Raw genomic sequence first — 24906 nt, forward strand, 5'->3', positions numbered from 1 at the left:
TTTCTAGTACTTTTATCTATTGAGCGACCGCCATAAGAGAGGACATTTAATAATGTCCTCTCTTCATAATTTTATTAGATTTGTTACGAGGATCCTTCTTGTGATACCGTCTCCAACGGAGGAAGTACAGTTTTGTGCTTCTTGGATTCGGAGTGGTACAATAATTCGTAAATGATCGGTACAATTATTAAGGTCAGCAAAGTAGAACATATTAATCCACCAATGACGACAACAGCTAATCCCTTTGAGATAACGGAACCTCCTGTACTGCTGAAAGTGAGAGGTAATAAGGCCATAATCGTTGCGCCAGCAGTCATAATAATCGGTCTTAAGCGCGTGGAACTGGCTTCTGTTAGTGCATCTCTTATTGACTTACCTTCTTCTCTCAGTTGTTGAACTCTGTCAATCAGAACAATAGCATTTGTCACGACAATCCCGATAAGCATTAGGAAACCGATTAAGGCAGTAATACTTAACGCATCGCCTGTGATGTACAATCCGAGAATACCGCCAATCAAAGCGAACGGCAATGAGAACAAAATGGAAAATGGAGCTCTTGCATTTCGAAATGCAATCACCATGATCAAATAGACGATAAACACAGAAGCACATATTGCTACAAACATCTCCTGAAATCCTTGGTTGATTTGCGCAGCAGCCCCGGCTGTTTCCCTTTCTATTCCTGCTGGTAATGGAATTTCGTCCAAAGAACTTGCGATTTTGTTACTTATCCCACCTACATCTTCGCCGTTAATTTCAGCAAATATACTGATGGCCAAATTTTGGTTCTCCCGCTTAATATCAAAGGGGGCGTCAATTTCATCAATTTGTGCTAATTCATTCAGTTTAACGGAAGAACTATCTGGTAGATAAAAGGTGATTTCTTTCATGCTGTTGACTGAATTATTCATCCAGGGTGTTACTTCAAGTGTTGTTGGATATAACTGGCCGTCTAGAAACAATTCACCGAGATTTTGAGTCATGATCCAACTTTGAACCGAGTCCATGATGAGAGCAGTATTCATCCCGTATTGGGCAGCTTTGGTTTGATCAACGGTAATCTGGACTTGCTTTTTAGCTTCTGATAAGGTGTCTGTGATGTTTTTGAGTTCGGCATATTCACTCAACTTGTTTCGTATTAAGTTTGCGGCTTCTTTCAATTTTGCGTCGTCGTTGCCTAGCACAGTGTATGAGAACAATGAATTGGCTGAGCCACCTATACCATCATGATAGACATTCGATTCTACTGTCGATCCTATTGGAAGAAGAGCGAGAATTTTGGCTTTATATTGATCCATAACCTCTTGCTTATCTGATGAATTTTTCGTATCTGCAAGAATAATGGATTTATAAGAATATTCGATTTCACTTCCCCCATCAGACCCTACAACCGCCAATACAGAGCTGAACAATTTATCATCTTGATCCTTAGCATGAACCAACAGCTGCTCAACTTCTTTAATTTTCGAATTCATTGTTGACTTGGAAATTTCTCTCGGAAGGGATAAATGGAATGCTAGCTTGTTGGATGATTCTCCCTGAGGTAAAGCTTGTACTGGCAGCTTAGGAGTGATAACGACGATCGTTACCAGAAATATGACAGCTGTAATTATTAGTGTCTTAAACCGATGATTCAAGGCTCCAACGATAATCCGGTTGTAGGTAGTCATGAAACGCTGCTTTTTTTCTTTATGGTCCAATGGTTTTGTTTTGTTTTGAATGATCGTAATCTTTATGAGTGCAGGTACGATTGTTAATGCCACAAGCAATGAGGCCAATAAGGAAGATACAATAGTGAGGGCAAAGGGTTTGAACAAAGTGCCTACCACCCCGCTTACCAGACTAAGAGGTATAAATACTGCAATTGTGGTAAGTGTTGAGGAGGTTATGGCTGATGAAATCTGCTTCGTAGCCTGAAGAATAACAGATTCCTTGCGTTCATATGTCTTTTGCAATTGACTGTAGATGTTTTCGGTAACGACAATGCTGTCATCCACGACCCTGCCAATCGCAATGGTGAGCCCACCGATCGTCATAATATTTAAAGTGATATCGAACCAGGATAAGAATAACAAGCTGACAAGAATGGAAAGAGGAATGGAAACCAACACAATCAGGGTTATTCTTGTATTTCTTAGAAACGCTAGAATCATGAGAGAGGCGAATATTGCACCAAGGGCGCCTTCGCGAAGCATACTGCTAATTGTATGTTTGATTTCTTTTGATCCACTATACACGACTTCGAACTGAGCTTTTGGAATCGTTGTTTTCCATTCATTAATCAATGTATCTACTTTGTCGTTTAACTCTACAATATTTGCAGATTCCGATTTCACAATGTTTATTTGGATTGAAGGTTGCTCATTCAGTCTTGCAATGTATTTGGATTGCTGTGTGTATTTTACTACGCCAAGCTCTGCCAGTCTGACCCTTTTTTGACCAATCAAGAGATTCTCGAGATGCGTCAAAGATTCTGTTTTACTTGTAACAGTAACCATCTCTGTATTTCCACCCACAGTCAGCGTGCCGGCCGGTCCGGAAACTAAGTTGTTTTTAATAGAGGTTGTCACTTCAGAAGGATTAATACCTTTCGCGTTCAATAGATTTGCATCCAATTGAATAGAAAGAGTGGTTTCATTGTTTCCAAGCACTTCGATTCGCTGGACACCTTCTACCGATTTTAAGGCGGGTAGAATATAGGAATTAGCAAGATCATCAAGTTCCTTTTGCGATAATCCATCACCTGATAAAGCCAACTCGTAAACAGGATCGGTCGTCGTCGATACTGTATTGACATCTGGTTTTCCTGCGGTTGATGGCAAATGGACTGTGGATAAAGCCTTCTCTATTTCCGCTTTCATGATATCCGGCCGAACTCCGTCTTTTAAATCGACTTGAATACCAGAAAAGTTGTCGCTGGAAACCGATCGAGTTCGCAAAACTCCTTCAATGTTTGAGAGACTAGTTTCAAGAGGTTTGGTTACCTGATCCAAAACAACATTAGGTGCTGCCGGATAGAAGGTGTTTACCATTAAATACGGGGCATCGAGTTTGGGTAAATAATCGATTTTGAGAGTGGATACGGAATAAAGACCACCACCAACCAACATTAATAAGATAATAATTATGGCGGTGATATTTTTCAAAGAAAAGTTTGTCAATTTATTCAAGGGAATTCCTCCTAATATGTTAGGTTTGGATGTCCTCTTTAGTTGTCGATTTATCTTTTAAATGTATCCAAACAGCTCTTTTATATATCATCTATGATGATTACTATTTCGATTGATTAAATGTGATATCTCCATTCTCACTGGAAATTTGGACCTGGAAGCCCCCTGCACCTAAGGATCGAGTCAGAAATTTGTCGCCTTCACTTGAAAGTTCCAGGCCAGGAATATCGGTACGAAGCTCCCCGGTACTAGTGCGAAGTGTCGTTTGGATATCATTAACGATCTTGTCAACGTACAAAGCTATATCTCCAGTAATGGAATCCACTTGAATGTTCCCGCTAATTCAGCCAGCTTGATGGCAATTTTGCCTGTTGTGGAATAGAGTTTGAGAGACATTAAATTTCCATCGAGATTAATGTCACCTGTGATTGTTCTTATATTATTTATACGACTATAGGTATCACTAGCATGAATATGACCGGTGTTTGAATTTAAAGCAATATCATTCGAGCGGATGTTATTCAAATGAATATCACCTGTGATTGTAGTAACGGTGATGGAATCAAAGATTTTATCCGGCACAGAAAGTGTAAGGGCAACATTATAGCGGGCACTGATTGTGAACCGATGTTTCTTCAATTCCTCGACGGAGATATATAATGTACCGTTATCGACAGACGTAGTTAATTCTAATCTATCTGTGTATTGTACCGATTGGGAACCAAGCCTAGATAATGTAATGGTATTTCCTGAAACTCGCTCGATTCGGATATCATCCATAGCGGTGTTTATTTGAATATTGTTGATATCGTTATTGAATGATTTATTTTCGTTAATTTCCTCTACATTGAATGGGGACGCATTAAGAAAATATAAGATTAAATTGCCGACAAGTCCGATTACGATACAAGTAAGCGCTATACGTAATAAAGAATGTTTCCATAACTTCATTGAAATGATTTCCTCGCTTTCCTTAAAGAATCCAACAGATAGTTTAGAACCCCTTTTGAGTACCAGACCGTAAATCGGAACATCAGTGAAAGTAGTAAAAGGCCGAATCCGAAAAAGCTCAGGAAGACGAAAACATATTTTAGGAATTCGACCGAAAGACCGTTATCGATTAAGATCATAATAGGAACGATAAACATACAGATGATACCGAACCCTATTAATGCGAATTGGACTAGATAAAGTACGCTTATAGGGATTAAAACGAATAACACATGTAGAACTCCCAGACGTACGGTTGATAAAATGGCTCGGAAGGTACGATTAATTCCTGGTGTTTTTTGTGCTTGTTCAATTTTCATCTCAGCTATCAGGCTTTCCGCAAGCTTGGCAGGGGGTTCCAAATTGTTCAATACCGTCTGCTCAGCTATTCCGCTAGATACAGCCATATAAATATGGCTATATATCTCTTTAACTGCATCCTCTTTATCGGCCGTTGGTAAAGATTGAAGGCAGCGGTCCAACTCTTTAATGTATTTATCGATGTGAACACTCATGGCATTTCCTCCGTTTGTTCCGATTTATCGATTTGTTGAATGGCATCAACTAAGTTTCCCCATTCCTCCGACATTTCCTCTAGAAGCTCCTTCCCTAATGGACTGAGAATATAATATTTCCTAGGTGGCCCTGACGTTGATTCCTGCCAAAATGATTCAATGTACTTTTCTTTGGAAAGACGTCTTAACAGGGGGTATAGAGTTCCCTCTGTAACGGATAGAATTTCCCATTTGCTTAACAAAGCCGTGAATTCATAACCATATCGCTTTTTCTGTTTGAGAAGAAGTAAGATCGAATACTCCAAAATCCCTCTTCTGACTTGGGATATCCATTCATTTATATTCATAGTCATCACCTTGAGATGAGTGTAGCACAAGGTACTATGCAGCGCAAGGTATAATTGTATAATTTTCCTTTTTTTGAATTTTCAATCCTGCTCACATTATACTTAGAGCCGATGAAGGCGAAGAGGGACCGGCATGGGCAGACGTAGGAATTACAGAAGCTTACAACGTCCATGAAAACAAGACCAGAAACTTGCGAAAACGCCGAAAAAGGCAAGCAAGACGCGCTTGATCTGGAAAAACGGACAGACTACACCTCCAAAATGGATGGGAAAGCAGGGCGAGATTAATAGCCTACGCTTGCATTTAGTCGACGTTCACTATACGGAAGCTAAGTAAAATCGTTATGGTGGCCAACCGTAAACTGGCGTTTTCCCACTCCAGATGTTCGAATCTACATGTTCTTTAATGGTTACAGAGCACTAGTTTATTATCTGTAGTGGTTAATTTTCCTAAAAAAATACAATGCTTGACAATATACGCAATTTTATATTATGCTTATTAAGTTCCAAAATGTAGGAAACTTACCTAAAAGATAGGTCGTTGGTAATTATGGTTATGAATTATAACTGTCGTAATCTTCGTGAATCGAAGTATTTTCTTTCGACAGAACACAAACCGAAGGAAATGGCGAGACTATTTTGTTTCCCTTATGGAGGTGGTAACGCTTCGATATATCGTGAATGGAATAGACTACTTCCCCCTCAGATTGGCGTCTATCCAATACAGCTACCAGGGAGAGGGGCCAGAATTAGCGAGAATCTTCCGACTAACTTGTCTTCTATCATTGATGAATTGGTAGAAGCTATCCTACCATTATCAGATCTTCCCTACTTTTTTTTCGGTCATAGTATGGGAGCGCTCCTAAGTTTTGAACTATGCCGTCGATTAAGAACTCACGAAACTACACCTGTTCATTTGTTTGTATCGGGATACAGAGCCCCTCATTTAGAAGATTCAGAACCTCATTTGCATACACTTCCGGACCATGAATTTCTACAGGAAATTATCAACATGAACGGAACCCCCACAGAAACGATTTCTGATAAATCATTTGTCGAATTTTTCCTGCCTATTTTACGTTCGGATTTTAGGATTTGCGAATTATACCGTTATATTGAAGAAGTACCACTCGATATTCCGATCACAGCTTTTGGTGGCAACAAGGATCCTGACGTTTCTCCCGATGATCTTAAAGAGTGGAAAATACATACGACCAATCGATTCAATTATTTTATGTTGGATGGCGATCACTTTTTTTTACATCAACAACAATCACGTTTGGTTAACATGATTTCGCTTATTGGTATTGAAGAAATGAAAAGGTTTACTATGAAACGATGAGATGGAGAGTGAAGATTTGGAACCGATTTATTTAATTCCTTTGGCAGTTATTTGGCTTATTCTCGTTATTGTTGCTTTGGCAGATATCTCTCGAAGGGATAATTCACAGGTAAGAGGCGATAAAAAGTGGATTTGGGTGCTTGTCATTATATTTGTTAACACACTTGGACCAATCATCTACCTGCTTGCGGGCCGTAAAGATACATAATTTTTAGATGGGTTGCTATTCCTATCTCGAAAGCGGTGATGAAGTGTGTTTGTTACAATGTTACAAAAAGAATTTCTTGAAATGATCAGGTCATACAAAATCGCAATCATTCTGCTCATTTTCATTGTCCTAACCGTAATGCAACCGGTTATGTTTAAGTTACTTCCCCAATTATTAAAGGATCTGTCTGATTTGCCCAATGGTTCTGTTATTCAGATTCCTACGCCTGATGCTACTACTATTATGGCTACATCGCTCGGAAAGTTCGGAGTCATCGGCTCCATTGTTGTTATCATTATGACAATGGGTACGATTGTCAATGAGCGGCTTTCTGGAGTGGCCTCTTTAGTATTAGTCAAACCAATCGGCAAAAGCGGATATTACTGGGCAAAAATAATCTCGAATTCAATATTAGTCGCTATAAGTATGCTGATTGCCATGGCCATCACGGCCATTACTACTGATTTACTGTTTGATAGCGTCGATTATTATCGAATTTTGTTGGCTACTTTGATTTATATTCCCTACCTTATATTAGGTGTTTTTTTGGCGGTTTCTGCATCGGCTATTGCCAAAAGTCCTGCGGTTGCTGGCGGCATCGCAATTCTTATTCATTTCTCATTGTCCTTCGTCCCCACTTTCATGAATCAAGATGATTTCGTTTATCGTATAAGCCCTTCCAAAATAATTGATGATTCCATTAATGTAATAATGGAACAGAGCACTGATTTTTGGCCAGCTATTGGAGGTATTAGTGCTATTGCCTTAGTTGTAGGCTTTATCGGATTGTTTTGTTTTAAACGTGCTGAAAATTAGTTTTTGTAATCTCTAAAAACTTGCTATTCAGGGTGGTGAAAACAGTTAATGATTGTAGTAACGAGTGAAAATATTCCTTCGTACCGAGTGGTGGAATTGAAGGGGACCGTTTTTGGAATCGTTTGTCGATCAAGAGGAGTCGGCAAAGATATTACGGCGGCCTTCCGAGGTTTGGTGGGAGGAGAAATAAAAGAATATACAGAGTTGCTTGAAGATACTCGGTTACAAGCAATTGATAGGATGGTTAAGAATGCCTCTCTTATGGGAGCAAATGCTGTAGTGATGGTTAGATTCGACTCGGCTTCTATCGGGAGTTCCATGACTGAAGTCTTGGCTTATGGCACCGCTGTAATTGCTGAAAAGATCGAATGATGAAATTTATTGTTGCTTACGTCGTGTTTCAAATTATCATATTCACTGTTCTAATCGTGATCAGTTCGAAAAAAGACAAACGTTTCGCAGCAGCGATTCAGAAACCACCACCGAACTTTGAACCTACAAATGAGGTGTTCTACGATCCAATCGAAAATATTATGAAAAGAGTGTATTACAACCAGTTCACTGGCGAAAGAATATATTTAACTGAACTGGATTGAATAGGATATTAATGTTTTTGATGGAGGCCTTGATGTCGGATAATATTCAATTTTTTTTGTCAGTAGCTATTGCATTGTTTCTGATTTTGTTGATATCGAGCTATGTGGATGGCTTGCCACATTAATCGCACAGCCTCGAGTGGTTGGAGAGATGGTTTCAGGGGTGCTGTTAGGCCCTACAGTGTTTGGACTGTTTTTTCCTGATTTAATGACGTATGTTTTTTCTGCTGATGTAAAGAGCTTTCTTTATGTAATAAGTAACTTGGGTTTAACTATTTATATGTTTCTGATCGGCGCAGAGATGGATCTGAATAATGTGAACCGTTCTTCTCTCAGAAAAGCAGGATTATTGGCGTTTTCGGGAATAGTTCCTTCATTTTTTCTCGGAGTTGCAGTGGCTTACTTATTTTATGAATCGATCTCGCTTAAATCAATCTCTCCTTTGAATTTTGCGATATTTCTTGGGATTTCATTGTCAATTACCGCCTTCCCGATGCTTGCTAGAATTTTACAAGATGAAGATGGTCAAAACAAAGCTAGGCTCCTTAACTTTGATAGCTGCTAGTATCGATGACGCTGCTGCATGGTGCTTGTTGGCGGTTTTAACCGCAATTGCCCAAGCTAAAAGCGTGATAAATGGATTATACACTGGAATATTAGGAGTTTTATTCGTTCTAATCATCTTCTATATTGTTAAACCACTTCTGAAAAAACTGGGGAATCGGGTGGAAGCAATTGGACGATTAAATCAAGGTGATTTTGCAGTAATTTTACTCTTGATTTTGACTTGTGCCATTTATACCGATTACATAGGAATTTATTCGGTTTTCGGTGGGTTCATTCTGGGCATTGCATCACCGAGAGGAAAAGTGTTTCTAAAGGAAATTAATGAGAAATTTACTTACATAGTAGTTGTGTTTTTACTTCCTATCTTTTTTACTTTTTCTGGTCTCAATACTGATTTAACCGGAATATTCAATTTGAATCTACTAATTCCAGCGTTTGTTATTATTGTGGTATCTATTATTGGTAAATATATTGGTTGTATGCTATTTATGAAAAAAATGGGCTTTAGTTGGAGGGAATCATCGGCAATTGGTGGATTGATGAACGCTAGGGGTTTAATGTTGCTCATAGTCTTGAATATTGGATTAAGCTATAACATGATCACACATGATCTGTATTCCATTTTAGTATTAATGACTGTTATTACGACCATGCTCGCCATGCCGATTTACAAATACTCGATGGGAAAAAGACAAAAAGCGGGAAGCAAATCATCTCAAAAGTTAGACTACTCAGGACCTTAATGTTTCGAATCCTTTTACAGCACATAGTACGCTGTTTTAAAAATAACTTAAAAGGAGATTTCAAATGACAAAACACTATGATCTCGTAATTATCGGTGCAGGCCCCGGAGGCATTCAACTAGCTATCTCTCTTCAGGAATTAAGTGAGCAATGGGGTCGAACGATAAATTATGTTTTATTAGAAGCAGATATGCAGGTCGCTTCTTTTTTTCGGAAGTACCCTATTCATGGTCAATTGATCAGTAACAACAAACTCTTTACTGGTTACCCGCCTACACATCCGATTTCTGAAAGATATGATTGGAACAGTTTATTAACGAAGGATAAGAAAATCATGATGCGCAATTATAGCACTGACTTTCATCCGCGCAGAGAAGCTTTGGTAGAAATGCTTCAGGATATCGTCAAAGAGTATAACCTACCGATTCAATATAATACGAAATGTGAAATGATCGAGAAGAAAGACGGGAGTTTTGAACTTATAACCAATGAAGGAATCCTAAGTTCAGATTACGTAGTAATTGCATCTGGCTTGACTCCTATAAAACCTGAAATACCTGGGCTGGAGCTAGCAACAATGTACGAGGATATGAAGAGAAAAGAGTATTACCGGGACAAAAGAGTTCTCATTATCGGAAAAGGTAACAGCGCAATGGAATCAGCTCAAGATATTTTGAATGAAGCCAATGTGATTATGCTTGCGAGTCCAAGTTCGACTAGAATGGCATATAAAACTCATTATGTTGGACATGTACGCGCGGTCAATTCTTTTTGATAGAGAACTATCAGCTTAAACATCAAGCAGCGTTATTAGATTGTAATATCGTATCAATTGAAAAAGTGGAAAATGGATTCAATGTAACGTTAGCTTATATTCATGCTGAGGGCGAAGTCGAGACTTTGTTTTTTCACGAAGTAATCGCTGCAACAGGATTTAAACCCAATTTCGAGCAATTTACAAAACATTTAGAACTTAGAAAAATGAATGGAAAATTTCCTTCGATATCAGGAGAGTTTGAGTCGACAGAGGTTCACAATTTATTTTTTGCTGGTGCCCACACACATGGCCTTGATTTCCGTAAAACATCAAGTGGCTTTATTCATGGATTTCGATACAATTCCAGAATACTGGCCAACGTGCTTACTTTACGCATGGGATTCCCAATAGATCAGCGAACGATCGCTGAAAAAGACGTTGTACAAACCCTATTGACTGTGCTCACGGAAAATCCGGATATTTTTCTTCAGCCTGGACTTATAGCATACATATTGGAATATGTGAATGGGCAATGGAATGAAATTGGATATAGAACTCTTCCGGATTTCAACAAACTAAGTGATGGATCAGATTCTTATTTTATTGCGGTCACATTGGAGTATGGTGATATCGATAATTATCCTGACGTTCTCAGCATTCCTAGACGACCAGGAAATGCAGCGGATAGTACTTTCTTGCATCCAATAATTCGAATTAGAAACCAAAACATAGATATTAAACAAGATTTGGAAGAAGTGTTGGAAGTTAATTTCATGTCGGAAAAGTACTTTAATGAACTTACCCGTATTCTTGAGGAACATTGTTATGCGACTAAATCTTGCTAATCAGGTATGAGCAAAGGGGGGATTTTGTGATTTATTTATCAGAAAAACATATACAGCGGCTTGGAATCGATTGGCATAGGTTAATTGATGTCATACGAAGCGCAGTTTATGGTATGAAAGAAGAACAATATTCACAACCCATTAAACCATACTTGAGGTATCGCAACCTAAAAAACCGGATTATCGCAATGCCTGCTTTCATTGGAGCTGATTTTAACCTCGCCGGTATTAAATGGATAGCTAGTTTTCCAGACAATATACATAAGGGTTTGCCGAGGGCACACAGTGTCACGATTCTGAATGATGCGGATACGGGTGTGCCAGTAGCCATTATCAACACTGCAAATATAAGTGTGATTAGAACAGCCTCCGTCAGTGGATTAATTATGGAACATTTTTTTCGAGTTAGAAATATATCTTCCATTAACGTCGGAATCATTGGATTCGGACCTATCGGACAGGGACACCTCGATATGTGTCTAAGTCTGTTTGGAGAACGTATTCAGAATGTTTTCATACATGACCTCAAACCCATTAACTTAGACGAATTATCGATCTCTGAACAAGACAAGGGAAAATTGATTACGGTGGAAGGTTGGCAAGAAGCATATAAAGAAGCTGACGTATTCATTACTTGTACCGTGGCGGCAGAGCCATACATAAATTTGCCGCCCAAAAAAGGCTCATTACAGCTTAATGTATCTCTACGCGACTATACATTAGACATCTATAAGTATGTTAAGAACAGCATATTTGTAGACGATTGGGATGAAGTGTGCCGGGAGAAAACAGATATTGAAATGTTCGCGCTTCATAAAGGTTTAACCCAAGAAGACACCCATTCGTTGGTTGACCTGGTTTGTGATAACGGTATGGAAAGAATTAGCCAAGAAGAAGCAATAATGTGTAACTTGATGGGAATGGCCTCATTCGATATCGCAGTAGCATCCCACTTTATTATATGTGCAAAACAAGACGATATTTACACAGATCTATCTCTTGTTTAGTAACTCCTGATAAATGACGAATTCCAATTTGAAATAGAAACGGGGTTCTTTAATTGCATGATATCAAAACGATGAGCGACCTGTTTCAAAGAGCAGGTGAGAAAAGTAATACAGGCATCACGTTTATCGCTGGAAAGGATAAAATAGAATTCATTTCCTATAAGGATATTTATCAACAATCTTTAGTCCTCCTAAGTCATTTAGAAAATTTTGGTGTTAAACCAGGGGATGAGGTTGTTTTCCAAATTGAGGATAATCACGAATTTTTGCTCTCTTTTTGGGCATGTATACTAGGAGGGTTTGTCCCAGTTCCTGTTAGTATCGGTGAGAATTATGAAAAGAAAGTTAAAGTTATGAAAATCTGGGATGGCCTAAATAACCCCTATCTACTTACTTCAAAAAAGCAAAACTTACAGTTCGAGACGTTTTTCGCTAATTATAATGGGAGGGATGTATTAAGTCTTTCTCTAAAAACAATCCTCTTAGAATCTATTGACATGCATGCCTCTCCCTCATGTTCCGTTTATGACCCTGACCCTCAAGAACTTGCTTTTATCCAATATTCATCCGGATCGACAGGGGACCCCAAAGGGTGATGATGACTCATGAAAATTTATTGACCAACGCAAAGGCTTTAGTCAAAGTAACGGAATCAACCGCTTCAGACACCTTTTTAAGTTGGCTTCCACTGACTCACGATATGGGACTGGTAGGATTTCATTTAGTTCCTGTCCTACTTGGTATCGATCAATTCCATATGCCCACATCATTGTTTGTTTTACGTCCCCAGCTATGGATGCAAAAGATGAGCGATTATCGGGTTTCAATCACCGTTTCTCCTAACTTTGGATATAAACATTTTATTACTCATTATAAAGCACATAAAGAAGCAGATCTTGATTTGAGTGGCATCCGTTTAATTTGGAACGGAGCAGAGCCAATCTCAGCAGATATATGTAATCGATTCTTAGATTTACTAGAGCCAAAAGGATTGTCACGAGAGTCTATGTATCCCGGATACGGCATGGCGGAGGCCGGGTTATGCGTAACTTCCGTGAAACCGAATTCAGGGGTTAACACCATAAGTTTGGAACGTCATTCCCTTAGGATAGGATCTAAAATAAAACAAGTTCATTCAGGTGGAGTTGTTTTTGTTAACGTCGGAGTTCCGCTTGATGATGTGGAAGTAAGAATCTGTAATGAGAATAACATCATTCTTGAAGAAGAAATGGTTGGTTATATCCAGATAAAAGGAAAAAACGTAACGCAGGGATATTATAATAACCATGAAGCGACACATAAAGCTATAACAAACGATGGTTGGTTAGTAACGGGCGATTTGGGTTTTTTCGTAAATAATAATTTATTTGTGACTGGAAGAGCTAAGGATATCATTTTTGTAAACGGGGAGAATTATTACGCTAATGATATTGAAAGAATAATTGAGAAATTAGAAGATGTAGAACTGGGTAAGATCGCCGCGTGTGGTATACCTAATTCCGATAACCAAACAGACGAACTTTTTGTTTTTGTAGTTTCAAGGAATCACTCTCCCGAACAGCTGCATGATTTAGTTGATCGCATCAAAAGGCTGGTTTATAGCGATATAGGTATAGAGGTTACCTATGTTCTACCCGTCAAGAGTATACCAAAAACTACGAGTGGTAAATTTCAACGTTTCAAGCTTCGCGATATGTATTTAGAAGGAGAGTTTGATACTGTAATTGAAGCCATGTCCCATTATCAAAGCTCAAAGAAGGAGATCGTCCTTCCGACGACCACTACGGAAAAGCGATTATGCTCAATTTGGCGGGATGTATTCGTTAGTGACGAGATTGGAGTGGAACATGATTTATTTGAATTGGGTGGTAATTCTCTAAAGGCTGTGCGTATTATTTCAATGATTCAGCAACAGTTTGGAGTTGATGTGCAACTTTCAGATCTACTCCTGCGAACCACGATAAGGGAAATGGCTGAGTTTTTAGAAAAGTCGAATAATTCTATTATACCAAAGCCTTTTTTGCAATCAATTCAAGACTATTCTCGCACTTCCTATACTCAAAAGAGAATGTATATCCTTAACCAAATGGCTCCGGAATCGATGGTATATATCATCTCCGTTGCTTGGGAAATAGATTCTTCTATTACTTGGGAACAGATTGTGAGTACATTCGAACAATTGGTTCAACGACATGAATCGATGCGTACAACCTTTGAGATAGTCGGACAGGAACTGGTACAAAAAGTTCATGAAACTATAAGCTATCAGTCTGTATTATTCCATAGCGGTTCTAATGAGGAGACGGAGTTATTCATTCGTGATTTCAGCAAGCCATTTGAGCTTAATAAGGATGGGTTATTTCGGTATGCTCTTATAAAAGAATCAGGGCAACGGAATATCATTTTGTTTGATATTCACCATATAATTGCAGATGGAATTTCTGTCCAGAGAATTATAGAAGAATTTCACCAGGTAATAGACGGTGGTTTGATTCCACCGTTGGAAGCCCGATACAAAGATTTTATAGATTGGCAATATGAAAAGGGGTTTATTGGCAGATTGAATGCTCAGGAAGCATATTGGTTGAAGGAATATTCAGCTGATATTCCTTTGCTAGATTTGCCAACGGATTTGGTCAGACCCCCCATCCAAAATTTTGAAGGCGACCGCGTCTCTCAACGCATAAATTCAGAGCTTTGTAAGGAACTAAATGAATGTGCCGAGTTCACGGGGTTACGCCCTATATAACACTGCTTACAGCATATTTTATTTTTCTTCATAAGCATTCAAATCAACAAGATATCATAATTGGCACACCTTTCTCTGGGCGAACTAATTACCATTTTGATCGCACAGTTGGGATGTTCGTTAATACACTTGCTATCCGAGCTCAAATTTCCGGCTTAGCGACGTTTAAGCAGTTATTAGAAATGACGAAAAATAAAGTTGTTTCCGCTATGAAAAATCAGGATTATCCAATCGATATGCTGATCAATAAGCTTGATCTTGAAAAGGATTTGAGCCGAAACCCGCTATTTTCTACTATGTTCGTTATGCAGGATATTGAATTGGAACGATTCAAACTAAGTGAAAGATGTAATGGGACGTCGAAGTTTGACCTTATGTTACAGGCAGTTCATTGTAATAACGAATATTCATTAGAGATTGAGTACAATACAAATCTGTTTCAAGCGGATACTGCACAACGAATGTTGCGGCGCATGATCGTTTTGCTGCAGGACATTTTGAAACATCCCAATTCTCCTATCAAAGATTTGAAATGGTATGCGGACGAGGAGAAGGACATTGTACTTCAGTCTTCAAACCAAAAGATGCCAATACCACTTAAAGGAATCGTCAAGAAGATTGAGGAGCATGCGATTAAATCGGGGGAGCGAACGGCAGTTCGCCATGCAGAAGAGTCAGTGAATTACAGGGAGCTTAACAGCCGCGCTAATCAATTAGCACATGCTCTACTTGAGAGAGGCTTACAAAAGGAGAATATTGTTGGCGTTTTAATGAACCGCTCTATCGATATGATAGTTTCCATTCTTGCCTTGTGGAAAATAGGCGCTGTGTATATGCCTCTTGATCCCGAACATCCCGATCAGCGAATCGCTGGAATCTTGAGCGATTCCGAATGCGGAATCGTGTTAGCTGATTCGGGACTCATCAGTACGGATTTAGAAGGTTGTGTGTCGTCCGAGTTCGTCAAGATTGATAAAGATAGGACAATGGTAAAGTGCTCTTCAGAAAATCCTAATGTACAACTCCAAGCTGACGATCTCGCATATATCATCTACACTTCGGGTTCAACTGGACGGCCAAAAGGTGTCATGATTGAACATGCTGGAATGATGAATCATATGCAATCGAAAATTCAAGATTTATATTTGAATGAGAAAAGTATTATTGCTCAGACCGCCTCCCATTGTTTTGATATTTCGATATGGCAGTTTTTTTCCGCTTTGTATACTGGAGGACAAACTGTAATTTATTCGAAATCGGTTGTCTTGGAACCAGATACGTTATATGAATGTCTAGTAAAGGATAACATCACTGTTTTGGAAGTGGTGCCGTCCTTCTTGGGTGTATTTCTCAGTCATTTGCCGTCCGTTGCTGACGCAAATTATGGAATTAAAAATCTTCAATACATGATCGTAACAGGAGAAACACTGAAAAAGCAGCTGATTAATCAGTGGTTTAACTTTTTCCCAGACATTAAGCTTGTTAATGCTTATGGGCCAACCGAAGCATCTGACGATATTACGCATCACATCATGAGTTCACCTGACAAATACGAAGGCAATATTATCGGACTTCCAATTCCAAACTTATCTATTTATATATTGGATGCTTTCGGTAATTTATGTCCTCCTGGAGTTAGGGGTGAAATATATGTTTCGGGGATAGGTGTCGGAAGAGGGTATTTGAACAATCCGGACAAAACCAAATCTTCATTCTTTCCTGATTTGTTCGAGCCTGACAAGAGAATGTACAAGACCGGAGATATCGGCAGGATTTTACCTGACGGAGTTGTCGAATATTTCGGGAGGTTGGATCACCAAGTCAAGGTAAGGGGTTATCGAATTGAGCTTGGAGAAATTGAATCTCGCATAATGAATTTTCCTTTGGTAATTGATTGCGTGGTATCGGTAATCGAAGATCCGAATGAACAGCTCCGGTTGGTATGTCATTATGTTTCAGACAATACGATAACAGATATGATATTCAGGCAAGAATTGTCAGCCCTAGTGCCGGCTTACATGATTCCGGATTATTTTGTACGGTTAACCGCATTGCCCGTTACAAGTAATGGAAAAATAGATAGGAAAATGTTGCCGGATCCAGAGATAGCGTTGGATAAAGGATCGTTCACCCCTCCAACGACTTTTTTGGAAGAGATGTTGATTAAGTTATGGGAAGAGACGCTGGATGTACGTCCCATCGGAATCACTGATCAGTTCTTCGCTCTTGGCGGACATTCTCTGAAAGCGGCGATATTCGCTGCGCGACTTTATAAGGAATATTCCATACGGATACAAGTAAGAGATGTCTTTTTGTATTCGACCATCGAACAGTTGGCTGCGGCTATTTCGACTTCTCGCACAGAACTCACATATGAACCGATTCTGGAGGCGCCTGTACTTGAATTGTATCCTGCGACATCGAATCAGCAAAGACTTTTGATCCTACAGAATATTCACCGCGTAGAGACATTCTACAATATGCCGTTCATCATAACCTTCAATAGAGAATTCGATCTCGCACGAGTGCAGAAGGCATTATTCAAATTGATAGGCAGACATGAAAGTTTGCGGACTTCTTTCATATGGAAAGAAGGAGAGCTTTATCAGAAGGTGCATCCTTTATCATCACTGGATCTCTCTATTAGTAATGAAGAAATTGCTGAAAAGGACTTACAAGAAACATTAACCAATTTCGTCCAACCGTTTGATCTGGAACAAGCACCTCTGTTGAGGGCAATGGCAGGGAAAGTGATCGGTGATTCTCGGCATTTCTTGCTATTAGATATTCATCATAGCATAGCGGACGGTGTATCGATTCACGTGATTCTTAAAGAGTTTTCTCATATATATCAAGGTAATATCCTGGAACCGGCTACGGTGCAATTCAAGGATTATGTCTATTGGAATGAAGTAAAAGGGAAACGTCCCGATAGTTTGATATCAGAACAGTTTTGGATGGACCAGTTGCATGGGGAGTTACCTGTACTGCAACTGCCTACCGATTTTCCCCGGTCTTCCATTCAATCTTTTGATGGCGAATCGATACATTATAGTATAGATACTAATCTGAGCCAAGCTATTAAGAACAGCGCCGCTGCGATTGGTACGACCCTCTATGTGTTCATGTTAGCAGCTTATCAGGTTCTACTAGCGAAATATAGCAATCAGGAAGATATTATTGTAGGATCCCCTGTTGCTGGAAGAATTCATACTGACATAGAGAACACGGTAGGTATGTTTACCAATACGGTTGTCGTTCGCGGTCGTCCAGTTGCGTCGAAGCTCTTTTCAGTTTTTTTGGAAGAGTTGAAAGAAACGGTTCTACAAATATATGAGCACCAGGAATTTCCCTTCGAAGATTTGCTGGACAAGCTTAACCATGTCCGGGATCTTAGCCGGAACCCGATTTTCGATACTATGTTTGTTATGCAAAATTTTGGGGATATCGGCTATGAAATCAATGGAATTCAGGTAACACCCATACCAGTTAGGCACATTAAATTCGATCTTAGTTTTGTTCTAGCTGAAGATAAGGGAGATTTAGTATTAGAAGTTAATTATTGTACAAAGTTGTTTAAAAAAGAAACGATTCAAAGAACAATAGACCATTATATCCGGATACTGACGGATATAGTTGACAACACTATGATAAAAATCGGCGATATTGAGCTTTTGTCTGAACATGAAAAGAACAATTTACTCGTATCATGGAATCAAACTGAAATAGCATATCCAGACTCAATGAATATCCATCAGGTTTTCGAGCATCAGGCTTGGAAATATGGGGACAAAATAGCATTGGTACACAATAGTCAGACTCTAACGTATAGGGAGTTAAACGAAAAATCGGATCGTTTGGCCTCAGCATTGAAACGATCTGGAGTCGGTAACCACAGCTTTGTCGGACTAATGGTTGACCGTTCTTTCGATATGGTTGTAGGTATGCTAGGGATTTGGAAAGCTGGAGGAGCATACTGCCCTCTAGACCCCGAATATCCGACGGAGCGGATCGAATACATGTTGCATGACAGCGAAGCCGCTTTCGTTTTAACGACTACTCTTTACAAGGGAAATATTTCATTTGACGGTAAGGTCGTGCTGTTGGATGAACTCGATTACGAAGCGGAAGATAACCATCGATGCTTACCATCCAGGCTTGACTCATCACCTGACGATCCAGCTTATGTAATTTACACGTCAGGAACGACGGGGCGGCCTAAGGGAGTTGTGGTTCCTCACAGAGGAATTGTTAGCCTTTCTTCCTACTTGTCGCAGCATAACTTGTTTGAAAGCGGGGATCGGGTTATACAGTTCGCAAGTATGTCGTTTGATGCTTCCATTTGGGAAATTTTCGGCACTTTGTTAAACGGAGCAACTCTATATCTAGTTGATCGCCTGATTATTGATAATTACAATTCTTTCACGGCAGCGTTAAACGAATATGGGATTACCCTTGTTACATTACCTCCCACTTATCTAGCATACTTACACCCAGAGGAATGCCTATCTTTAAAAAAGGTGATCACGGCTGGTTCAGTCGTCACAGGGGATATCGTGAATCTATGGAAGGAAAAAGTGCGGTTTATCAATGCGTACGGCCCAACGGAAACATCGATTTGTGCAACAGTATGGGAAGCTGATAGTACACATCAAGTGTCTACTATCGTGCCGATCGGCAAACCGATAGGCAACTCGAAGGCCTACATCCTGGATGCTGAAGGAAAACTTGTTCCTGCAGGAGTTTATGGAGAATTATGTATTGCCGGAGTTGGATTGGCGAAAGGTTATATGAATCTATCTCAAGTTACGGAGTCCAAATTTGTACGTTGTCCGTTTCTTGAAGATGGAAAAATGTACAGAACGGGTGATTTAGCAAGGTGGCTTGATGACGGTTCGATTGAATTCATCGGTCGAATTGACGAGCAAGTCAAAATTAGAGGATACCGCATCGAAATCGAGGAAATCCAAGCGGCGATCCTTTCATACTCAGCAAAGATCCAGGAAGCCGTTATCGTCGAAATCAAGGATCCTCAAGGTCTTTCAGAGTTGTGTGCTTATCTTGTAGGAGAACATATGCTGGATATGGAGAATATAAAGCGATATTTATTCGGCAAATTACCTCGTTATATGGTCCCTACTTATTTCATTCAATTGGAAGCATTGCCTCTTAGCACGAATGGAAAAGTAGATCGCAAAAAACTTCCGCAACCAGTAGAGGGTCAATCGCACGCTCCTTACACAGCTCCTGTAAATGAACTCGAACAACAGCTAGTTACGATCTGGGAAGAAGTTCTAGGTGTTTCTCCAATTGGGACCCAGGATCATTTTTTAAACTTGGGAGGTCACTCTCTGAAAGCGACGCATTTGGTTTCGGTACTTCACAAAAGGTTTCAGGTGGAAATCCCATTAAAAAGCTTGTTTCTTCATCCAACTATACAATTATTAGCAAAAATAATAGAGAGAAGCTTAAAAACCGTATTTCATCCCGTCCTACCAGCAGAACATAGAGAATATTATTCCTTATCTTCGGCTCAGAAACGAATGTTAGTATTTGATCAAATCCAGGAAGGGAATTTAGGATACAACATATTTGGGGCAATGATTCTGGACGGAATCGTAGATGACAAGAAATTTGAGGCTTTATTTAAAACCATTATTGACCGTCACGAAAGTTTGCGTACCTCGTTTCATTGGAGTGATGGAATACCAGTACAAAAAATTCACGATACCGTTCCGTTTTCACTTGAGTTTTATGAAGGGACAGAGTGGCAAGTGCAGGATATCGCACGGAAATTCGTGCGACCATTTGACTTATCCCAAGCACCATTACTCCGAGTGGGTTTGATTCGTATGAATCCTGAAACGTCAGTTATGCTGGTCGATCTACACCATATCATCGCTGACGGCATTTCGATGAACATTCTTATCGAGGAATTTTCTAAATTATATGAAGGGGTCGCTCTTCAACCCGTCTATACCCATTATAAAGATTTTGTCGAGTGGCAATCGCAACACCTTGATCATGAGGTATCGAATAGACATGAAGCCTATTGGTCAGAGGTATTTACGGGTGAAATCCCTGTGTTGAGTCTACCATTGGATTTCCCGCGGCCACCGGTACAAAGCTTTGAAGGAGATATCGTTCATTTCACTATTGATGGTACCCTACTGACAAGGATTAAACTACTGGGAGCAGAAACGGATTCTACATTATTTATGATACTGTTGTCCGCATATCAGATCTTACTCTCTAAATACAGTGGACAAGAGGATATTATAGTTGGCAGTCCAGTTGCAGGCCGTTCCAATGTTGAGGTTCAGCATATGATTGGTATGTTTGTAAACACACTTGCAATGAGAAATTATCCTACAGCACGCAAAACATACTTGGAGTTTTTGCAAGAAGTAAAAACGAATGCCATTACAGGCATACGAACATCAAGACTACCCCTTCGAACGGTTGGTGGAGACTTTAGACTTACACAGAGATGTAAGCCGTAATCCTATCTTCGATACGATGTTTGTTTTGCAAAATATGGAGAGCCTTGTATTCAATTTGAGTGGGGTCACCATGACCAGCCTTCCAGTTGATGTTGTAATCTCCAAGTTTGACCTAACACTAAGCGCTATTGAAACGTCTGATGGGATTCAATTTAGTTTGGATTTCTGCAAGCATCTTTTCGCCAAGGATACCATGCGTCGATTCGCGGTTCATTTTGTGGAGATTCTTCATCAGGTGACGATGTCACCAGGGATTGTTCTAATGGACATCGACCCGATCCCATCCATTGAACACAAGGACATGAAAGTCTTAATGAACGGACCACATGTTCAGATTTCTGATCGATACACACTCTCTGGTCTTTTTGAGGATCAAGTGGCCAAAACTCCATATTATCCAGCTGTCAGTTATGAAAACGAAACGCTGACTTACGACCAGTTGAACAGAAAAGCCAATCAGTTGGCTCGCGTCATCCAGTCGTATGGGAATGGCCGCGAAATGATTGTTGGAATCATGATCGAACGTTCCTTGGAAATGGCCATTGGTCTATTGGCAATTGCAAAAGCGGGTGGGGCATTTTTACCTATTGACCCGGGATATCCACCGGAACGGATTCAACAAATGATTCGCGATAGTAAGATGAACCTTCTGTTGACAGACTTTCCATCCATTTCTCGGACCAACTATGACGGCGCTTGGATAGATTTGAGAGATGTTCCATTGTATGAAGGAGATTCTACGAACCTTGCAGATATGAGTTTTCCGCAAGATATGGCTTACGTTATTTATACTTCTGGAACAACAGGGGTACCCAAAGGTGTAGTAATTGAACAACAAAGTATAGCAGAAACTTTGCAATTTAGAAGACAGGAATACGGTTTTGGCACAGGGGATTCCGTTATTCAACTCATTTCCTTTTCCTTTGATGCTTTTGTTACCAATTTCTTTACGCCGATCATATCCGGTTCGAAGGTAAGATTCGTAACGGAAGCCGAAGCAAAGGATCCGATTGCCATCAAGACCATCATCGCCAATGAGAGAATCACACATTTAGCCTGCCTGCCGTCGTTTTATATGGCCATACTTGAGAATATGACCGCGAGAGATGCCGAATCTTTGAAAGTCGTAACCGTCGGTGCCGAGAAGTCTGCGATCAACATGGTTGAAAAGAGCCGATTGATTAATCAGGATATCGAAATCATTAACGAATATGGGCCCACTGAATGCAGTGTTATCACAACCTTATTAAGGAATATGCAGCATAATCAGACATCTATCATCGGCAAGCCGATCATCAATACCACGGTATTCATATTGAGTCCTGACCAACAGATCCAACCGATAGGTGTTATTGGGGAAATATGCATGTCTTCAAGCCGTTTGGCCAGAGGATATCTCCATAATACGGAATTGACGTCGGAGAAATTCGTGAATAATCCGTTTGATCCTGGAAGAAAAATGTACAAAACGGGAGATTTGGGTAGATGGCTGCCTGACGGAACCATTGAATTCATTGGAAGAATGGACGATCAAGTCAAAATCCGTGGTTATAGGATCGAACTCGGGGAAATCGAAACCAAGCTTCTTTTAATGGAGGAAATAAAGGAAGCAGTCGTCTCCGCGAGACAGGACGCAAATTCTCATTATTATTTGTGCGCGTACTACATCACGATTCCAGGCATTACATTAAGCGTGACTCGAATAAGGGAAGTATTGGCCGAACATCTACCTAGCTTTATGATTCCGAGCTATTTTGTTCCTATGAGCAAGATGCCGATAAGTCCAAACGGAAAAATAAATCGAAATGCTTTGCCTGAGCCGGACAGGACTCAAACAAGTGAGTTAACTTACGTTGCGCCACGTAATGACTTAGATCGCTTGTTAGTAAGACTTTGGGAAGAAGTGCTGAATGTGAGTCCGATCGGAATCCATGATCACTTCTTTGAATTGGGCGGCGATTCTATCAAAGCGATTCAGATTTCAACAAGTCTACAAAAACAAGGTTACAAAATGGGAATTAAGGATATCTTTCAACGAAATAACATAGCCGAACTCAGTAAATACGTCACGAGGACCGAAATTACAGCAAATCAAGACATAGTAAGTGGAAGGGTTGATCTCACTCCAGTACAACGTTGGTTCTTCGAAACTTTTCACGGAAACAAGAAGCATTTTAACCAATCTTTAATGTTGTTCTGTGCTGAAGGATTCCAAGAGCAGGCTGTAGACATTGCATTCCGTCATTTGACCGATCATCATGATGCATTGAGAATTCATTTTGTTAGGGAGAACGATCACTGGATTCAATATAACCGGGATCTATCGGAAAAAGAAGTCTACACGCTTGATGTAATGTGCATGGATGACGATGACTGCGAAAGTCGGATCACTCTGGAGGCAACGCGGGTTCAACAGCTTGTGGAACTATCTGAAAAACCATTGATCCGTTTGAATTTGTTCAAAACGTCTCTGGGGGATTATTTGCTGGTCGTAATCCACCACCTTATTATCGATGGTGTTTCTTGGCGGATTCTTCTACAGGATTTTAACGATGCATACTCTAATGCACTTGAGAGTAAAGAACCTAAATTTCCTCTGAAAACAGATTCGTATCGTGAGTGGGCTAGTAGATTACTAGAATATGCAAATAGCAATGCGTTGATAAGAGAATGGAAGGAATATTGGCTCCCCAATGTTCAAACGAGTATTCCTTCGCTGCCTGTAGATCATTTAACAGATACGAACGCATTCCGGGATATGGCATCCGTTTCTTTTGAACTTAGCGAGACAGAAACTGAACTGCTTTTGAAGGACATTCACCGTGCATACAAGACAGAAATCAACGACATTTTGCTGACTGCTCTTGGGCTCACGATAAAGGAATGGTCAGGTCATAACCGGGTGATCATTATGTTGGAAGGGCACGGACGTGAGGAAATCATAGAAGGATTAGACGTGTCTAGAACAGTAGGGTGGTTTACAGCTATCTATCCTGTCCATTTGGACCTTACCAAATCCGAGGACTTGTCTTATACGTTGAAGCTTACGAAAGAGAAGTTAAGCAGATCCCCAATAAGGGTGTTGGATATGGGATCGCAAGATACATGGCGCCCGAAGGTATGGCGCTAGACTTAGAAGCCCATCAACTTTCGGCAGTTGGTTTTAATTATATGGGACAAATGCATCAGGTAACGGGTAATGAATCAATCGTATTGGCCGATTTATCTCTTGGGGAAGAGATCAATCCCGACTTCGAGAGACCACACAAGTTAGACTTTTTTACGGTCGTTTCCCAGGGTGTTCTAGAAGGCAAGATATACTACAATCTACATCAATACGAGCAAGCGACTATTAAACAATTGGTTAACACTTACAAAACCAAACTTTCAACTATTATTACCCACTGTATGAATAAAGAAACATCAGATTTTACGCCTGCTGATTACGGGAATTCACAATTGACGCTTGAGGAGCTTGATTCCATTACGTCGGCCCTAAACAAAAAGTTCAAGAAGTAATAACAGACGGGGCTCAAGCGCTTAGACATTTTCTCTCAGTAAAATGGAAAAAGAAGAGGTGATTCCGTATGAGTGGAACGGTAGATATTCAACAAATCTATTCCTTAACGCCGATGCAGGAAGGGATGTTGTTCCATCGTCTGCATGATGAAGATCAAGCCTATTTTTTACAAATGAACTTAACGCTGCGGGGTGAGCTTGATCTTCATCTTTTTCGGCAAAGCGTTAATAG

Annotated in this window: 18 protein-coding genes and 1 pseudogene; 14 read left to right on the forward strand and 5 right to left on the reverse strand. The window is 40.0% G+C overall.

Annotation, left to right across the window (positions count from 1 at the left end):
- Positions 1-83: 83 nt before the first annotated feature.
- The 5 genes from JCM10914_RS25410 to JCM10914_RS25430 form a co-directional block, all read right to left on the reverse strand.
- Positions 84-3170 carry an efflux RND transporter permease subunit gene (locus tag JCM10914_RS25410; RefSeq protein WP_023966362.1) on the reverse strand — a complete coding sequence of 1029 codons (3087 nt, stop codon included), beginning with the start codon at positions 3168-3170 and terminating at the stop codon, positions 84-86.
- 103 nt (positions 3171-3273) lie between these two features.
- Positions 3274-3468 (reverse strand): hypothetical protein, encoded by a 195-nt coding sequence (locus JCM10914_RS25415; RefSeq protein WP_023966363.1) that lies wholly within the window; start codon positions 3466-3468, stop codon positions 3274-3276.
- 2 nt (positions 3469-3470) lie between these two features.
- Positions 3471-4121 (reverse strand): DUF4097 family beta strand repeat-containing protein, encoded by a 651-nt coding sequence (locus JCM10914_RS25420; protein WP_023966365.1) that lies wholly within the window; start codon positions 4119-4121, stop codon positions 3471-3473.
- Positions 4118-4675, reverse strand: a complete 558-nt coding sequence (locus JCM10914_RS25425) for an HAAS domain-containing protein (protein WP_036720106.1) — start codon at positions 4673-4675, stop codon at positions 4118-4120. Before JCM10914_RS25425 ends, JCM10914_RS25420 begins: the two co-directional genes overlap by 4 nt.
- Complete coding sequence (locus JCM10914_RS25430) at positions 4672-5022, reverse strand: PadR family transcriptional regulator (RefSeq protein WP_023966368.1); 351 nt, start codon at positions 5020-5022, stop codon at positions 4672-4674. The genes JCM10914_RS25425 and JCM10914_RS25430 overlap by 4 nt, the downstream gene beginning before the upstream one ends.
- 550 nt (positions 5023-5572) lie before the next feature.
- Between JCM10914_RS25430 and JCM10914_RS28645 the strand changes: the two genes are divergently transcribed.
- The 14 genes and pseudogenes from JCM10914_RS28645 to JCM10914_RS32050 form a co-directional block, all read left to right on the forward strand.
- Positions 5573-6364: a thioesterase II family protein gene (locus JCM10914_RS28645; protein WP_023966370.1), complete on the forward strand. Its 792-nt coding sequence runs from the start codon at positions 5573-5575 to the stop codon at positions 6362-6364.
- Between the two features lie 16 nt (positions 6365-6380).
- Positions 6381-6572 carry a PLD nuclease N-terminal domain-containing protein gene (locus tag JCM10914_RS25440; protein WP_231638762.1) on the forward strand — a complete coding sequence of 64 codons (192 nt, stop codon included), beginning with the start codon at positions 6381-6383 and terminating at the stop codon, positions 6570-6572.
- 57 nt (positions 6573-6629) lie between these two features.
- Positions 6630-7388 carry an ABC transporter permease gene (locus JCM10914_RS25445; RefSeq protein WP_148300259.1) on the forward strand — a complete coding sequence of 253 codons (759 nt, stop codon included), beginning with the start codon at positions 6630-6632 and terminating at the stop codon, positions 7386-7388.
- 48 nt (positions 7389-7436) lie between these two features.
- Complete coding sequence (locus JCM10914_RS25450) at positions 7437-7760, forward strand: heavy metal-binding domain-containing protein (protein ID WP_023966376.1); 324 nt, start codon at positions 7437-7439, stop codon at positions 7758-7760.
- 375 nt (positions 7761-8135) lie between these two features.
- Positions 8136-9294: pseudogene (locus JCM10914_RS25465) on the forward strand (cation:proton antiporter).
- Positions 9295-9358: 64 nt separating this feature from the next.
- Positions 9359-10069, forward strand: coding sequence for an NAD(P)-binding domain-containing protein (locus tag JCM10914_RS25470; protein WP_023966383.1), 711 nt, complete (start codon positions 9359-9361; stop codon positions 10067-10069).
- A complete protein-coding gene (locus JCM10914_RS25475; protein ID WP_023966385.1) occupies positions 10066-10896 on the forward strand; it encodes a hypothetical protein in 831 nt (276 codons plus the stop codon). The genes JCM10914_RS25470 and JCM10914_RS25475 overlap by 4 nt, the downstream gene beginning before the upstream one ends.
- Before the next feature lie 26 nt (positions 10897-10922).
- Positions 10923-11903 carry an ornithine cyclodeaminase gene (locus tag JCM10914_RS25480; protein WP_023966386.1) on the forward strand — a complete coding sequence of 327 codons (981 nt, stop codon included), beginning with the start codon at positions 10923-10925 and terminating at the stop codon, positions 11901-11903.
- Positions 11904-11956: 53 nt separating this feature from the next.
- Positions 11957-12499: an AMP-binding protein gene (locus JCM10914_RS32040; RefSeq protein WP_023966388.1), complete on the forward strand. Its 543-nt coding sequence runs from the start codon at positions 11957-11959 to the stop codon at positions 12497-12499.
- Positions 12496-14652, forward strand: a complete 2157-nt coding sequence (locus tag JCM10914_RS32045; RefSeq protein WP_148300260.1) for a condensation domain-containing protein — start codon at positions 12496-12498, stop codon at positions 14650-14652. The genes JCM10914_RS32040 and JCM10914_RS32045 overlap by 4 nt, the downstream gene beginning before the upstream one ends.
- On the forward strand, positions 14619-21155 hold the full coding sequence (locus JCM10914_RS25495) for a non-ribosomal peptide synthetase (protein ID WP_023966392.1): 6537 nt from the start codon (positions 14619-14621) through the stop codon (positions 21153-21155). The genes JCM10914_RS32045 and JCM10914_RS25495 overlap by 34 nt, the downstream gene beginning before the upstream one ends.
- On the forward strand, positions 21070-24285 hold the full coding sequence (locus JCM10914_RS25500) for a non-ribosomal peptide synthetase (RefSeq protein WP_081739897.1): 3216 nt from the start codon (positions 21070-21072) through the stop codon (positions 24283-24285). The genes JCM10914_RS25495 and JCM10914_RS25500 overlap by 86 nt, the downstream gene beginning before the upstream one ends.
- Positions 24261-24674, forward strand: coding sequence for a hypothetical protein (locus JCM10914_RS25505; protein WP_052019924.1), 414 nt, complete (start codon positions 24261-24263; stop codon positions 24672-24674). The genes JCM10914_RS25500 and JCM10914_RS25505 overlap by 25 nt, the downstream gene beginning before the upstream one ends.
- 68 nt (positions 24675-24742) lie before the next feature.
- Positions 24743-24906: condensation domain-containing protein (locus tag JCM10914_RS32050; protein ID WP_148300261.1), on the forward strand; the 164-nt coding region annotated here is incomplete at its 3' end.

This window comes from Paenibacillus sp. JCM 10914, assembly GCF_001315105.1.
Classification (GTDB): Bacteria; Bacillota; Bacilli; order Paenibacillales; family Paenibacillaceae; genus Paenibacillus_AQ.